This is a genomic window from Methyloceanibacter sp. wino2 (genome assembly GCF_003071365.1).
Taxonomy (GTDB): domain Bacteria; phylum Pseudomonadota; class Alphaproteobacteria; order Rhizobiales; family Methyloligellaceae; genus Methyloceanibacter.
Map to the genome: position 1 here is coordinate 1,207,988 of NZ_CP028960.1, position 15,120 is coordinate 1,223,107.

The 15,120-nt window shown below is 62.1% G+C and carries 13 protein-coding genes; all 13 read left to right on the top strand.

From position 1 onward, the window contains the following. The 13 genes from DCY11_RS05640 to DCY11_RS05690 all read left to right on the top strand — a co-directional run bounded on the left by DCY11_RS05640 (position 1) and on the right by DCY11_RS05690 (position 14,993). Positions 1-690: a protein glxC gene (locus DCY11_RS05640; RefSeq protein WP_069443704.1), complete on the top strand. Its 690-nt coding sequence runs from the start codon at positions 1-3 to the stop codon at positions 688-690. Further along, complete coding sequence (locus tag DCY11_RS05645; protein WP_108681770.1) at positions 690-2,015, top strand: FMN-binding glutamate synthase family protein; 1,326 nt, start codon at positions 690-692, stop codon at positions 2,013-2,015. The genes DCY11_RS05640 and DCY11_RS05645 overlap by 1 nt, the downstream gene beginning before the upstream one ends. 60 nt (positions 2,016-2,075) lie before the next feature. Next, complete coding sequence (glnT, locus tag DCY11_RS05650; protein ID WP_108681772.1) at positions 2,076-3,380, top strand: type III glutamate--ammonia ligase; 1,305 nt, start codon at positions 2,076-2,078, stop codon at positions 3,378-3,380. A 17-nt stretch (positions 3,381-3,397) separates the two neighbouring features. Next, positions 3,398-3,880, top strand: coding sequence for a GNAT family N-acetyltransferase (locus DCY11_RS05655; RefSeq protein WP_108683687.1), 483 nt, complete (start codon positions 3,398-3,400; stop codon positions 3,878-3,880). Positions 3,881-3,932: 52 nt separating this feature from the next. Continuing rightward, positions 3,933-4,661, top strand: coding sequence for a FadR/GntR family transcriptional regulator (locus DCY11_RS05660; protein WP_108681774.1), 729 nt, complete (start codon positions 3,933-3,935; stop codon positions 4,659-4,661). A gap of 125 nt (positions 4,662-4,786) precedes the next feature. Further along, a complete protein-coding gene (gene glnT, locus DCY11_RS05665; RefSeq protein WP_108681776.1) occupies positions 4,787-6,142 on the top strand; it encodes a type III glutamate--ammonia ligase in 1,356 nt (451 codons plus the stop codon). Between the two features lie 239 nt (positions 6,143-6,381). Next, a complete protein-coding gene (locus DCY11_RS05670; RefSeq protein ID WP_108683688.1) occupies positions 6,382-7,695 on the top strand; it encodes an ammonium transporter in 1,314 nt (437 codons plus the stop codon). 39 nt (positions 7,696-7,734) lie between these two features. Then, entirely contained in the window at positions 7,735-7,911 is a 177-nt protein-coding gene (locus DCY11_RS15680) for a hypothetical protein (RefSeq protein ID WP_174202138.1), read from the top strand. Between the two features lie 105 nt (positions 7,912-8,016). After that, positions 8,017-9,378: a type III glutamate--ammonia ligase gene (gene glnT, locus DCY11_RS05675; RefSeq protein ID WP_245409456.1), complete on the top strand. Its 1,362-nt coding sequence runs from the start codon at positions 8,017-8,019 to the stop codon at positions 9,376-9,378. Positions 9,379-9,386: 8 nt separating this feature from the next. Beyond that, the gene (locus DCY11_RS05680) at positions 9,387-10,400 is read left to right on the top strand and encodes an alpha/beta fold hydrolase (protein WP_108681778.1); all 1,014 of its coding nucleotides are present in this window, start codon (positions 9,387-9,389) and stop codon (positions 10,398-10,400) included. 263 nt (positions 10,401-10,663) lie between these two features. After that, on the top strand, positions 10,664-10,915 hold the full coding sequence (locus DCY11_RS15460) for a hypothetical protein (protein WP_159079830.1): 252 nt from the start codon (positions 10,664-10,666) through the stop codon (positions 10,913-10,915). Beyond that, the gene (locus DCY11_RS05685) at positions 10,912-11,787 is read left to right on the top strand and encodes an efflux RND transporter periplasmic adaptor subunit (RefSeq protein ID WP_159079831.1); all 876 of its coding nucleotides are present in this window, start codon (positions 10,912-10,914) and stop codon (positions 11,785-11,787) included. The genes DCY11_RS15460 and DCY11_RS05685 overlap by 4 nt, the downstream gene beginning before the upstream one ends. 26 nt (positions 11,788-11,813) lie before the next feature. Next, complete coding sequence (locus DCY11_RS05690; protein WP_108681782.1) at positions 11,814-14,993, top strand: efflux RND transporter permease subunit; 3,180 nt, start codon at positions 11,814-11,816, stop codon at positions 14,991-14,993. Positions 14,994-15,120: the final 127 nt, after the last annotated feature.

Genomic DNA, 15,120 nt, shown 5'->3' on the forward strand with positions numbered 1-15,120 from the left:
ATGCCGGAAATCGATCTTGGCGTTACGCCACTAAGAGAACTCAACGGGGCGCTGCACAAGCTCCCCAAGGACACGAATGAAACGCATTGGGTCATTGAGAACCCGGCCGGTCAGCATGCCATCGCCGCCGGTCTCGACGCACCGCTGAATGTCGAGATCAACGGTCCGGTGGGCTACTACTGCGCGGGCATGAACAAGCTTGCGACTGTGCAGGTTCGCGGGAATGCGGGCGTCGGCGTCGCCGAAAACATGATGAGCGGCTTCGTGCATGTGAGCGGCGATGCGAGCCAAGCCGCCGGCGCCACGGGTCGCGGCGGGCTCCTGCGGATCGACGGCAACGCGTCGTCGCGCTGCGGCATCTCGATGAAGGGCATCGACATCGTGGTGAAAGGATCCGTCGGCCACATGAGCGCCTTCATGGGGCAGTCGGGCAATCTCGTCGTGTTTGGCGAAGCGGGCGATGCTCTCGGAGACTCGATCTACGAAGCCCGGCTGTTCGTCCGGGGCGGCGTCAAGAGTCTCGGTGCGGACTGCATCGAGAAAGAAATGAGAGACGAGCACAAGGCCACCGTTCACGACATCCTGACCAAAGCCGGATTCAACGGCGAAATCGATCCATCCGAATTCAAGCGGTACGGTTCGGCTCGCCAGCTCTACAACTTCAATGTCGATCACGCTGGGGAATACTAATGGACGCGACACCGATTACGACACCGCGCAAGTCCGCGACGTTCGACGACTACACGCTGTCTGAGATTCGCCGGGCGGCAGCCAGCGGCATCTACGACATTCGCGGCGGCGGCGCGAAGCGCAAGCTGCCGAACTTCGACGATCTGCTCTTTCTGGGCGCCTCGATGAGTCGATATCCGCTCGAGGGCTACCGGGAAAAATGCTCGACGGATGTGTGGCTGGGAACGCGGTTTGCGCAAAAGCCAATTCACCTCAAGATCCCTGTCACGATTGCCGGCATGAGCTTCGGCTCGCTGTCCGCGCAAGCCAAGGAATCCCTTGGCCGCGGCGCCAGCAAGATGGGTACATCGACGACGACGGGCGACGGCGGCATGACGGAGGAAGAAAGAGGACATTCCTCTATTCTCGTCTATCAGCTCCTGCCCTCCCGCTACGGCATGAACCCGGACGACCTGCGCCGTGCAGATGCGATCGAGGTCGTTATCGGCCAAGGCGCGAAGCCCGGTGGCGGCGGCATGCTGCTCGGCCAGAAGATTTCCGACCGCGTGGCTGAGATGCGGACCTTGCCGAAGGGCATCGATCAACGTTCCGCCTGCCGTCACCCCGACTGGACGGGCCCCGACGACCTTGAAATCAAGATTCAGGAACTGCGGGAAATCACCGACTGGCAGAAGCCTATCTACATCAAGGTGGGTGGCTCCCGTCCCTACTACGATACCGCGCTTGCGGTGAAGTCAGGGGCCGACGTGGTGGTGCTCGACGGCATGCAAGGCGGCACGGCGGCAACGCAGGAAGTGTTCATCGAGCACATCGGCCTGCCCCTGCTCGGCGCGATCCGCCCGGCCGTCCAGGCCCTGCAGGACTTGGGCATGCATCGCAAAGTGCAACTGATCGTGTCCGGCGGCATTCGCTCTGGCGCGGACGTTGCCAAGGCCCTTGCACTCGGCGCCGATGCCGTCGCCATCGGGACGGCTGCGCTCGTGGCGATCGGCGACAACGACCCAGCCTTTGAAGAAGAGTATCAGCGCCTTGGCACAACGGCCGGCGCCTACGACGACTGGCACGAGGGCAATTGCCCGGCCGGCATCAGCACTCAGAACCCGGAACTGGCCAAGCGCCTTGATCCCCAACTGGGTGGGCGCCGGCTGGCCAACTATCTCTCGGTCTTGACGCTCGAAGCCCAGACCATCGCGCGGGCTTGCGGCAAGAGCCACGTCCACAACCTCGAACCTGAGGATCTTGTGGCCCTCACCGTCGAAGCCGCCGCCATGGCTCAGGTGCCTCTGGCGGGAACGACTTGGATTCCCGGGCTGACCGGCAAATAGATTGAACACACATTCAGAGGCCCGCATTTGCGGGCCTCTTTTCATATGAAAGGGACGATAATGGCGATCGATCTTGCGAAAGAGGCCCAGGACCGGGGCATCAAATACTTCCTTATCTCATTTGTTGATTTGTTCGGAACCTTGCGCGCCAAACTGGCCCCGGCCAGTGCCATCTCGGATATGGCGCAGGAAGGCGCCGGCTTTGCCGGATTTGCGAGCTGGCTCGACATGACGCCGGCGCATCCGGATATGCTGGCCATTCCGGATCCGGAAAGCCTCATACAACTTCCTTGGAAGCCGGAAGTCGGCTGGCTTGCCGCCGACCCCTACATGGACGGCAAACCTGTCGAACAGGCCCCCCGCAACATCCTGAAGCGCCTGCTCAAGAAGGCGGAGGATGCCGGATACACGATGAAGAGCGGCGTGGAGCCGGAATACTTCCTCGTCAGTGCCGACGGTGAGGCTCTCAGCGACGCCGGCGATACTCAAGCCAAGCCTTGTTACGATCAATCGGCGTTGATGCGCCGCTTCGACGTGGTCCGAGAGATTTGCGACTGCATGCTGGAACTCGGCTGGGGGCCGTATCAGAACGACCATGAGGACGCGAATGGCCAGTTCGAAATGAACTGGGATTTCGCTGACGCTCTCACCACAGCGGATCGCATGGTGTTCTTCAAATACATGGTGAAGGCCATCGCCGAGAAGCACGGCATCCGCGCGACCTTCATGCCGAAGCCGTTCGCTCACCTCACGGGCAATGGCTGCCACATGCATTTGTCCATGTGGAAGGGCGACACGAACCTGTTCAAAGATTCCGATGATGCGCTTGGCCTCTCCAAGGACGCTTACAACTTCATCGGCGGCCTGATCGACCATGCGGACGAGATCTGCTCGATCACCAATCCCACGGTCAACTCTTACAAGCGCATCAATGCGCCGGTCACGTCGTCAGGTGCGACCTGGGCGCCCAACACGGTGACCTTCGCCGGCAACAACCGCACGCACATGATCCGCGTGCCCGGCGGCGGCCGGTTCGAGTTCCGGCTCGCCGATGGTGCGACGAATGCCTATCTGTTTCCCGCCGTGCTCCTGGCCAGCGGCCTCGATGGCATCGCCAACAAATCCGATCCGGGCAAGCCGCTCGACATCGACATGTATGCAGAGGGTTACAAGGCGCCCGCCAACGTCAAGAAGCTGCCGCTCAACCTTCTCGACGCCCTTCGGCTTACCGACTGCTCGGCGATGTTGCGGCGCGAACTCGGCGACGAGTTCGTGGACGCTTACGTCAAACTGAAGATGAAGAACTGGAACGAGTTTTCGCGCGAACTCACAAGCTGGGAGCGGGCCGACTCGCTCGATTGCTAGTGGCGGATGTCGCTAAGATCGTGATCCGTGATCCGGACCCGCGCGATGAGGCGGCTTGGCGCCGCCTCTGGTCCGGCTACACCGAGTTCTACCAAGTCGATGTGCCCGAGGCGGTGACCGCCCTCACCTGGTCCCGCATTCTCGATCCGGATGTTCCGGTGTTCGCGCGCATCGCGGAGATGGACGGCAAGATCGCAGGCTTTGCGATCTCGACGCTCCATCCTTCGACTTGGACGGCCGGACCGAATTGCTATCTCGAAGATCTGTTCGTCGATCAAAACGCGCGCGGCCACGGCGTGGGGCGCGCGCTGATCGACGACCTTCTCCGGCTCGCCAAAAAGAACGGCTGGGACCGGCTCTACTGGCATACGGACGCCGGCAACCAAACCGCCCGGGCCCTCTACGACCGCTACACCAAAGCCGACAACTTCGTTCGCTACCGCATTCCCCTAAGCGACTATATCGAATGGGGTAATAGCGAGCGCGATGCGATCGGATAGACTTGTGGCGAAGCAGCCCGCCGGACCGGGCTGGCAGCAAGGAGCTCTTTGAGTGAATCCGCAATCGAACGACGATACCGAGCTCCCGGTCTCGCAAGCCCCCAAGCGTCCGTCCGGCGTCAAGATCGTCTCCGCGTACCTTCAGCGTGCGATCGAGACGGGCGCCTACTCGCAAGGCGAGCGCCTTCCCGCCGAACGCCAGCTGGCCCAGACATTCAACACGGCCCGCTCGACCGTACGGCGCGCGCTCGACAAGCTCGAGAAGGCCGGCCTCGTGTCGCGGCGGCTCGGCAGCGGGACGTTCGTCGGTGCGGCCCCTCAGTCGAACGGCTCACTGCTGGATTTCATCGGCGGACTGACGCCGCTGGACCTGATCGATGCCCGTGCCGCCGTCGAACCCTTTACAGCACGGCTTGCCGCAGAGCACGCCGATGCCGGGATGATCGAGGACTTGGAGGGCGTTCTGGAAAGCGCGGGCGCCACGCGCGACCAAGACGACTTCTCGAAATGGGATGGAGAGTTCCATCTCCTTCTGGCCCAGGCTTCGGCCAATCCGTTTCTGATCCACGTCTTCCGGCAGATCAACCACGTGCGCCTCAACGCACAATGGGGAGCGATGAAGGCCAACATCCTCATGCCGGAGGCCATCGCGGAATATAACCGTCAGCATAGAGCCGTTCTCGACGCCATCGAGTCCCGCGATCCGTTGCTCGCGCAGAAGCGCATGGCCGAGCACCTGGAAAGTGCGCGGAACGACCTCTTGAAGGCTCTCAATCCCTAGTCGCCGAGATCAAGCCGCGACACAGTGCGGCATAAGAGGCTTGCAACGACAAAACCTCTTACACATCCTCCCTCCATTGCTAGCATTCACGCAGCTTGGTTCAGTGTCAGCAATGGGAGAACAGCATGTCGTCCACGCCTACAGAGCTCGAAACACTCCACCGTCAACTGAGCAACAAAGGCGTGGAGTACATGATGGCGAGCTTTTCCGACATGCATGGCGTGTCGAAGACCAAGATGGTGCCCCTCTCCCATCTCGAACAAATGCTGGCCGGCTCGGAGCTTTATACTGGCGCGGCCCTCGACGGTGTTCCCCAGGACGTGAGCGACGAGGAGGTCTCCGCCCGGCCGGACCCCGCATCGTGCATCATTCTGCCGTGGCAGCCCGACGTGGCTTGGTTCGCAAGCAATCTCTGGTGCGAGGGCAAGCCCTTCGAGGCCTGCAGCCGGAACATCCTGGCGCGCGCGACGCAGGCGGCCGCGGATCTAGGCCTCGTCATGAATCTCGGCATGGAGGCCGAGTTCTACGTGTTGAAGGACACGGAGAACGGTGCCGTCACAGTCTCCGATCGCGATACGCTCGATAAGCCCTGCTATGACGGCTACGGCGTTCTCGACAACCTGCATTGGCTCTCGGAACTCGTGAGCGCCATGGATGACCTCGGCTGGGACGTCTATTCCTTCGACCACGAAGACGGCAACGGGCAGTTCGAACTGGATTTCAGTTACGCCGATGCGATGACCATGGCGGACCGCTTCGTCTTCCTGCGCATGATGTCGAACGCGATCGCCCGCAAGCACGGCTACTTCGCCTCATGGATGCCGAAACCCTTCGCCAATCGCACCGGGTCCGGCGCCCACTACAACATGTCGCTCGCGAGCCTGGAGACGGGCGAAAATCTCTTCAAGGACGATCAGGATCCGCGCGGATGCCGACTTTCGAAGCTTGGCTACCAGTTCGTCGCCGGCGTCCTGCGTCATCTGCCTGCAATCAGTGCAGTCGTCTCGCCGACGGTGAACAGCTACAAGCGCCTCATCAAGCAAGGCTCCATGTCCGGCTCGACTTGGGCGCCGGTCTTCGTGTGCTACGGCAACAACAACAGAACGAATGCGTTGCGCATTCCGCTCGGCGGCGGACGCGTTGAATTGCGGGCAGCCGACTCGGCCAACAATCCCTATCTGGGAGCCGCAATGGTCCTCAGCGCCGGACTGGAAGGCATCCGGGAGGACCTCGATCCGGGCGAACCGCATACCGAGAACATGTACAACAAGTCCCCGGCGGAGCTGCAGGAAATGGGCATCGCCCTCCTTCCCCGCACGCTCGAAGAAGCGATCGACGCTTTCGAAGCGGACTCGTTCTCGAAGACGGTCATGGGCGAGGAGATGTTCAAGTCCTACGCAACCTTCCGCCGCGAGGAGTGGGATGCCTATCACAACCACGTCTCCGACTGGGAACGCGACCGCTACCTGAAGTTCTTTTAGTCCGCGTACGGCGTCTCAATCCTTAGGCAGTTCGCTGCCTGCGAAATCAGCAAGCGCTACAGCAATCTTGGCCCACTTTGGGCAAGCCGTTGATTCGCGCACGCTCTTTGGCCTGGCACACTCTTTGCTCCCGTAAATGCTCGTAAATTCTGTTTCCTGCGCGGAAATGGGATGGCGCTGCGCAAAGCGGCAATCGGCCTGGAAAAACAGGCCTTTGTGCTTCGAAGGGGGTGTTGCTGATGGAACAGCAAATAGCGGAACTAACAAAGTCGAGCGGTATGCTCGGCACAGTCGACGTAGAAATCTTCTACTGGTGGTGTACGGCGATCATGATCTGCATTCATGCAGGTTTTCTCGCCTACGAGATGGGGGCGTCGCGAGCCAAGAACGTGCTCGCATCCGGCGTGAAGAACATTCTCGCCTTTGCCTTCATCGTCCCCACGTTCTTCTTCTTCGGTTGGTGGATCTATCTCGCCTTCCCCAACGGCCTCATTCCTTCCGCGGACGGCAACGTTGGCCTTCCGTGGGCGCCGGAGATGGGACCGAATCTGCAGGACAATGCGACGGGCGTCTTCTGGGCTGCCTTCGTCCTGTTCGCGGCGACGACCGCGTCGGTGTTCTCGGGTGCTGTGATCGAGCGCATTCGTGTTTCAGCGTTCGTGATCTTGGCGATCGTCCTGGGCTCCGGGGCGTGGATCCTCGCCGCGTCTTGGGGATGGCATCCGGACGGCTGGCTCCTGAAGAAATTCGGCTACCATGATGTCGGCTGTGCCGGCCTCATCCACGTGGTCGCCGGCTTCTTCGCGCTTGGCGTCTTGATCAATCTCGGGCCGCGTATCGGCAAGTACAACGAGGATGGGACAGCGAACGAGCTCCTGCCGCACAACGTTCCAATGGTGCTGATCGGACTGATGCTCATCATCGTCGGTTTCTTCGGCTTCCTCGGCGGCTGTGCCATCCTCAATCCGGGCGCTCAGTGGACGAACATCTACGGTCAGCCCATGACGCTGTCGGCCTATGGCTTCAATACGCTGATGTGCTTCTCGGGTGGCATCATCGGAGCCTGGATCACCACGCGCGATCCGTTCTGGATGATGTCCGGCGCGCTTGCCGGCATCTTCGTGGCAGCTGCGGGCCTCGACCTTTGGTATCCGCCTCTGGCCTTCCTTCTGGGTATCGTCGGCGGCGTTATCATCAAGCCCGGCAACGACTTCCTGGTCAAAATGGGTATCGACGATTCCGTCGGCGCGGTTTCCGTGCACGGCTTCTCCGGCATTCTCGGGGTTCTGGCCGTCGGCATCTTCGCCTCGGGTTTCCCTGGACCGGGCGATGCTCCGGCAACGTCCTTCATGGGGCAGCTCGTCGGTGTGATCGTGATGATGCTGTGCGGGTTCGTTCCCGGCTATCTCGTCTCACTCCTTCTCAAGTCGGTCGGCATCTTGCGGGTGCCGGACGAAGTGCAGGAGATCGGGCTCGACCTGGCGGAAATTCCCGCCAAGGCCTACCCGGAAGCGGCGGGATACAAGAGTGCAACCCTGGCGCCGGCCGAGTAGCCGACCGGCTCGTTACGCAAAGATTGAAAGGAGAAATCGATGGACAGTAGTCCGATCACAACCTGGGAAGGGGCTGGCGCCTACTTCACCTTCGCGGACATGCCGGGAGTACTTTACCTGATCCTGGCCCTAGCGGTGATCGCTTGCTTCGGCACGATCGTCATGGCCGCGAAACACGAAACCGAAGCCTTCGAGAAGATCAAAGGCAAAGACTGAGTTAGCCCACCGAAGCGGCGAACCCCGTTGGCCCCTTTTGGGTTGGCGGGGTTCGTCGTGAGGGGCCAAGAAGACTCGACAAACGCTGACGGAGAGGAAGTTCCATTGGACGAGCACGCGCCGGAGAGCACAGCAAAGCTTGAGCAGGTTCTTGCGAACAAGGGCGTCAAATATTTGATGGCCAGTTTTTCCGACATGCACGGCGTGTCGAAGACGAAAATCGTCCCGCTCGATCATATCGGCCAGATGCTGGCCGGCTCGGAACTCTATACGGGCGCGGCGCTGGACGGCGTGCCGCAGGACGTCAGCGATGAAGAAGTGTCCGCCCACCCGGATCCCGCTTCCTGCACGATCCTGCCCTGGCAGCCGGACATCGCCTGGTTCGCCAGCGACCTGTGGTGCGAGGGCGAGCCCTTCGAGCCTTGCTCGCGCAACATCCTCAAGCGCCAAGTCGAGGCTGCGGCGGAATTGGGCTTTGCCATGAAGTTCGGCATGGAGGCCGAGTTCTTCGTGTTCAAGGACACGGACAACGGCGGCTACGAACCGCTCTCGACGCTCCCTCATCTCGACAAGCCCGCTTACGACGCCACGCGGCTGCTAGACAATCTTCCCTGGCTCTCCGATCTCGTGGACGCGATGAACGGCCTCGGCTGGGGCGTGTATTCGTTCGACCACGAAGACGGCATCGGACAGTTCGAGATCGATTTCAATTACGCCGACGCCCTGACCATGGCGGACCGCTACGTCTTTTTCCGCTTCATGGCGAATTCGATCGCACGGCAGCATGGCGCTTTCGCCACGTTCATGCCCAAGCCCCTCGGCGACCGCGCGGGCTCCGGCGCCCATTTCAATATGTCCCTGGCGGACACCGAGACCGGCGACAATCTCTTTGCCTCACCGAGCGATGCCCGCGGCAACAAGCTGTCCCAGCTTGGCTACCATTTCCTCGGTGGGTTGCTCCGCCATGTTCCCGCGATCTGCGCGGTGTGCTCACCCATGGTCAACAGCTACAAGCGGCTGATCAAGCAAGGATCAATGTCGGGCTTCACCTGGGCTCCCGTCTTCGCCTGTTACGGCAACAACAACCGTACCAACTCCTTGCGCATCCCACTGGCAGGCGGCCGCGTCGAGCTGCGGCCCGCCGACAGTTCCTGCAACCCCTATCTCGGCGCTGCGCTGGCGCTGGCGGCGGGGCTCGAGGGCATCCGGGAGAAGATCGATCCCGGCGAACCCTACCGGGAGAACATGTACCGCAAGACGCCGGAGGAGCTGGACGCACTCGGCGTGAAGCTGCTGCCCCGCACGCTCGAAGAGGCCGTGGACGCGTTCGAGGCCGACCCTCTGACTAAACAGGTCTTCGGTCCCGCCATGCATGAGGCCTGGATCGACTTCAAAAGAGACGAATGGTCGAGCTATCATAACCACGTCTCCGATTGGGAGCGGGACCGCTACCTCAAATTCTTCTAGAGTGCATTGTGTCCAAAGGTGAGATCTCAGAGTTCGTTGCCGATCTTGTACGGCAAGGGGGCGAACCACTCCCCGATGCCCGGCTGGTCTACAAGACATACGGCACGCTGAACGCGGATCGCTCCAACGCGATCCTGTTTCCCACCCGTTTCGGGGGCACGCACGAGCAGAACGAATTCATGATCGGCCCGGGCCAAGCGCTCGACCCCGAGCACTACTTCATCATCGTGCCCAACATGTTCGGCAACGGCGTTTCCTCGTCGCCGACCAACACGCCGGCCCCTTTTGGCGGCGGCGGTTTTCCGAACGTCACCATCTACGACAATGTGCGGCAGCAGCACCGGTTGATGACCGAGGCGCTCGGCATCGAGCAGTTCGCCATGGCGGTCGGCTGGTCCATGGGCGCCCAGCAAGCCTTCCAATGGGCCGCACTCTATCCGCAGATGGTGCCGCGCCTCGCCTGCCTGTGCGGGACGGCCAAGACGACGGACCACAACCGCGTGTTCCTCGAAAGTCTGCGCGCGGCGATCGAGGCCGACAGCCTGTTCCAAGACGGCCACTACGACGCGCCGCCGCTCGGCGGCCTGAGGGCGGTCGGGCGCATCTACGCGGGCTGGGCCTATTCGCAGGATTGGTACCGTGCCAAAGGGTATCGAGCACTCGGCTTCGAGACCTTCGACGACTACATCACCGGCTACTGGGACGCGCTCTACAAGGAACGCGACGCCAACAACATCATGGCCATGACGTGGACCTGGATCCACAACGACATCAGCGCCAACGACCGGTTCAAAGGCGATCTTGGCGCGGCACTCGCGGCGATCACCGCCAAGACGGTGCTGATGCCCTGCATGACAGACTTGTATTTCCGGACGGCCGACAGCGAGGACGAGTTGCAGCACCTCCAGAGCGGACGCCTCCTGGAGATTCCCTCGATCTGGGGACACATGAGCGCGGCGGGACAGAACGAGCCCGACACGCAGTTCATCGACCAAGCCTTGATGGACCTGCTGGCCTCGTAGCCGCGCCGCCAGTCCCCGGCATCCGGGCCCTTTCGCGGATGGTTCGCGTTAACGCTACCCACCGATAGCGCCGGCAGAGAACGGCCCTGTGGCTTCACATCCCAGTTATTTTGCCAAATGCGACCTAGTCCGTTCGGCCCCCGATCCCTACAATCGCGCCGATCGTCGTCAGGCTGGGCTGAGCGACCTTTCCGTAACGTAATGTTCGGGCCGGGACTCGTGCCCTACATTGGCCGGAACGCCCAACGCCGACCTGAGAGTACATGGACCGCGAACACCAAAGCGCTACCGAACCAAGGCTTCCCCTTGGCCGGACCACCAAGACCGGCCTTTCGGTCATCGCTCTTTGCCTGGCGGCCACGGGGCTGGCGGGCGGCATCGCCGCGGCTCAGCCCGTTCCGCCGGTCGAGACCGAGACCGTGCGGCTGTCGCCCGTGATCCGAAAGCTCGAACTGTCCGGGACCGTATCCTCGCCCCATGCCTCACAGATCTCCCCTTGGTTGCAGGACTTGTGAGCAAGGTGAATTTCGACAGCGGTGCCAACGTCAAGAAGGGCGAGCAATTGCTGGAGCTCGACTCCGAACTCGAGGAAGCAGCCTACGAGCAGGCGGCGGCGCTGGCCGCGCAGGCTGCCGGCGAGGTCAAGGATGCGAAACGCCGCTTGGATATCGCGGCTAGTCTCGCCAAGCGGAAATACGGCCCGCAGAACGAAGTCGAGGCCCGGCAAGCGGAAGTCGAGATCGACACCGCGACTCATGACGGTCATCGCGCCGAGCAGCGGCGCCGGGCGGTTCTCCTTGCCCGCCACAAGTTGAAGGCGCCCTTCGACGGCGTCATCTCCAAGCGCATGGTCGAGGTCGGCCAATGGGTCACGCCCGGGACCGCCGTCTTCGAACTCGTCGCCATGAAGAACTTCCGCGTCGACGTGCCAGTGCCGCAGGACTATTACGCGCGGCTGCGCGACGGCGCCGATGTGGCTCTCGAGATCGATACACTTCCCGGCGAACGGATCCCCGCCAAGATTGGCGCGCTGATCCCCGTGAGCGATCCGGATGCACGGACCTTCACGCTGCGTGTCCTGCCCACGCGAACCGACATCCCCATCACGCCGGGCATGTCGGCCCGCGTCCTCGTGGATCTCGATACCGGCGCGCGCGATGTAGTCGTGAGCCGCGACGCGCTGATCCGCTATCCGGATGGCCGCATCACCGTTTGGGTCGTACAGAACGACGGAGACAAGACGAGCGTCACCGAGCGGCGCGTGGAAATCGGACTCGCCTTCGATGGACTTGTGCAAGTGCTCTCGGGACTGAAGGAGGGCGAGCGCGTGGTCGTGCGCGGGAACGAGTCCTTGCGTGAAGGGCAAGCCGTTCAGCTGGCAAGCTAGGCTGCGGTGCGAGAGAAAGGCCCCTGATGATCGAGCGGATAATCCAACGCGGAACCCTTGTGACGGTGATGACGCTCATCGTCTGCGTGTTGGGTATCGTTGCGGCCTTCCGCATCCCCGTCCAGATGATCCCCGATCTCGAGGTTCGTACGGTGACCGTGCATACGCGCTGGCCCGGCGCGACGCCCCAGGACGTGGAAAAGGAGATCATCATCGAGCAGGAGGAATATCTCCGTTCGATCCCGAGCCTGGAGCGCATCATCTCGCGCTCCTCCAGCGGCGAAGCGCGGATCGAGCTTGAGTTCCCCTACAATATCGATCTCAACGAGACGCTCATTCGCATCAACAACGCGCTGAGCCAAGTCCCCTCCTATCCGGAGGACGTCGACCAGCCGCGCGTGCGGGCAAGTTCCTTCAGCGCCAACTCCTTCATGTATTTCCGGGTGTCGCCGCTCCCGGGCAATCCGCGCCATCTGAACATGGACATGATGCGCGATTTCATCGATGACCACGTGCGTGCGCGGCTGGAAAGCGTGAAGGACGTTTCGGACGTGCGGCTCGGCGGCGGCGCCGAGAAGCAGATACAGATCATGTTCGATCCCGCCGCGCTGGCGGAACGTAAGATCTCCCTGACCGACGTGCGGCGCGCGGTGTCCGAACGCAATCGCGACACCTCCGGCGGCGAGATCGAGAGCGGCAAGCGCCGCTATCTGCTGCGCACCATCGGCCGGTTCGACAGACCGGAAGACCTGGAGGAGCTCATCATCGCCCGGCGCGGCGATAACATCATTCGCCTCGGCGACGTGGCAGACGTGCGTCTCGGCCATTTCGAGATCTACACGAGGGCCTTCGTGAACGAGCGGCCCATCATGTTCCTCTCGATCCGGCGTGAGGCCGGCTCCAACGTCATCGCCATCAAGGACGCGGTGATGGAGGAAGTCGAGAACATCAATCGCGAGGTGCTGATCCCGGCGGGGCTGGAATTGTCGCTCACCGCAGACGACGTCAACTACGTGCAAGCCTCGATCCGCAATGTCTGGACGAACTTGTCGATCGGCGCGGTCCTGGCGACCTTGGTGATGTTCCTGTTCCTGCGGTCGGCCAAGGCCACGGTGATCGGGGTCATCGGAATCCCGATCTGTACCATCGCGGCCTTTATCGGGCTGCTTCTGGCGGGACGAACCATCAACGTGATTTCGCTCGCCGGCGTCGCGTTTGCAATCGGCATGACGCTCGACAACACGATCGTTGTCTTGGAAAGCATCGATCTCGAGCGACGACGGGGGCTGGGGCGCCTCAAGGGCGCGATCGAAGGCGTCCGCAAGGTCTGGCCCGCAATTCTTGCCTCCACGCTGACCACGGTGCTCGTCTTCGTCCCGATCGTCTTCATCAAGGAAGAGGCGGGTCAGCTTTATTCCGATATCGCCATCGCCGTATCGGCCTCGATTCTCGCTTCGATGGTCGTAGCGATCACCGTCGTGCCGACCGCGGCGGCGCATTTCGATTTGACGCCGAAGGATAACAAGGCCGCGGATGCGGCCGACGGCGCCATCGTGAGCGGCGTGGGCTGGCTGATGGCAACGGCGTTGCGGCGGGCGCTTTGCATCTTGGGTGTTGCGGGTGGGAGCGCCGCGATCATCCTGCTGTTGACCCCGCCCGCCGAATATCTCCCCGAAGGCGAAGAGCCGAAGATGTTCGCGCGTCTCAACGCACCCCCCGGCTACAATCTCGAAGCAGTGGAGGAGATCGGCGAGGACGTGCAGGCCTGGCTGATGCCGTTCGTGAACGACGATCCGGAACGCTTCCATCGCGGCGAGGCGGAAGTGCCCGCGCTCAAATACTCGTTCCTGATGGTGGAGGCGGACGGCCTTCGCATCGTCGCGGAGACCGTCGATCCCGGCGACATCAGCAAACTCATGAAGGTGGTGAACGAGAAATACCGCACCTATCCGGGCATGCAGGCCTTCGTCTCACGCGGCTCCATCATCACCAGTAATGACGGCGGCACGCGGAGCGTCAGTCTCGATATCTCCGGTCCGAGCCTCGAAGAAGTCTATGCCGTCGCCGCGACCGCCTACCGCCGTGCCGGAGAGATCTTCGACAATCCGCGCATCCAGGCCGATCCGTCGACGCTCACCCTGTCCCAGCCTTTGATCGAGGTGCGCCCGAAATGGGACCGCGCCGCCGAACTCGGGATGACCTCGGACGATGTGGGTTTCACCGTGGCCGCACTGACCGACGGTGCCTATGTGGGCGAGTTCTTCCAGGACGACGAGAAGATCGACATCTATTTCTATAGCGAGGACGCGCTGCGCACCTCGCTAGACATGCTTCCGCAAATGCCGGTGTACACGCCGCAAGGCACGATCGTGCCGCTGTCGTCGGTAGCCGAAATCAGAGAGACCGTGGACACGAACACGATCCGCCGCATCGACGGCCGGCGGACGGTCACGCTGAACATTATCCCACCGGAAAATGTCGCCCTGGAAACGGCCGTCCAGATCGTCCGTACCGAACTCGTGGATCAGATGAAGCATGCCGGCGAAGTACCCTACGAGGTGACCATGTCGATCTCCGGCGCCTCGGATCAGCTCGACGCCACGCGGGAAGCCCTCTCGGGCAACTATCTCGTGGCGGTCGTGATCATCTATCTCCTGCTGGTCGCGATCTTCACCCATTGGGGCTATCCCCTGCTCATCATGACCACGATCCCGCTCGGCGTCGCCGGCGGCCTCGTGGGTCTCGCGCTGATGAATTGGGTCGGCTCGTTCCTGCCGCGCTTCGGCCTCGATCCGCTCGTGCAGCCCTTCGACATGATCACCATGCTCGGCTTCCTCATTCTCATGGGGACCGTGGTGAACAACCCGATTCTGATCGTGGACCGGGCGCTGTCGAACCTGCGCGAAAAGGCGTTCGACGCCAAGGAGGCCGTGATGGAGGCGGTTTCCTCGCGGCTCCGTCCCATCGCCATGTCCACGGTGACCACGATCTGCGGCCTTGCCCCGCTCGTGTTCATCCCGGGAGCGGGCACCGAGCTCTACCGCGGCGTGGGCGCGATCGTCTTGTTTGGTATTCTGGGCACGGCGGTGGTCACGGTCACCTTCCTGCCGGCGCTGTCGATCTTCGTGTTCCGGCTCGCGGGCTACGGCAAGACGGCCGAAACACAAGGCTCATCGGCCGCGCCGTCGCCGGCGCCCGGCGAATAACCCACAGTCATCCCGGCACACCGGCAAGGGCGCGTTTCCAGCGATCGTCGGGAAAGGGTGGCGCGCCGGGGAAGATTCGAACTCCCGACCCCCAGATTCGTAGTCTGTGATTTCGCCTTACCGAACA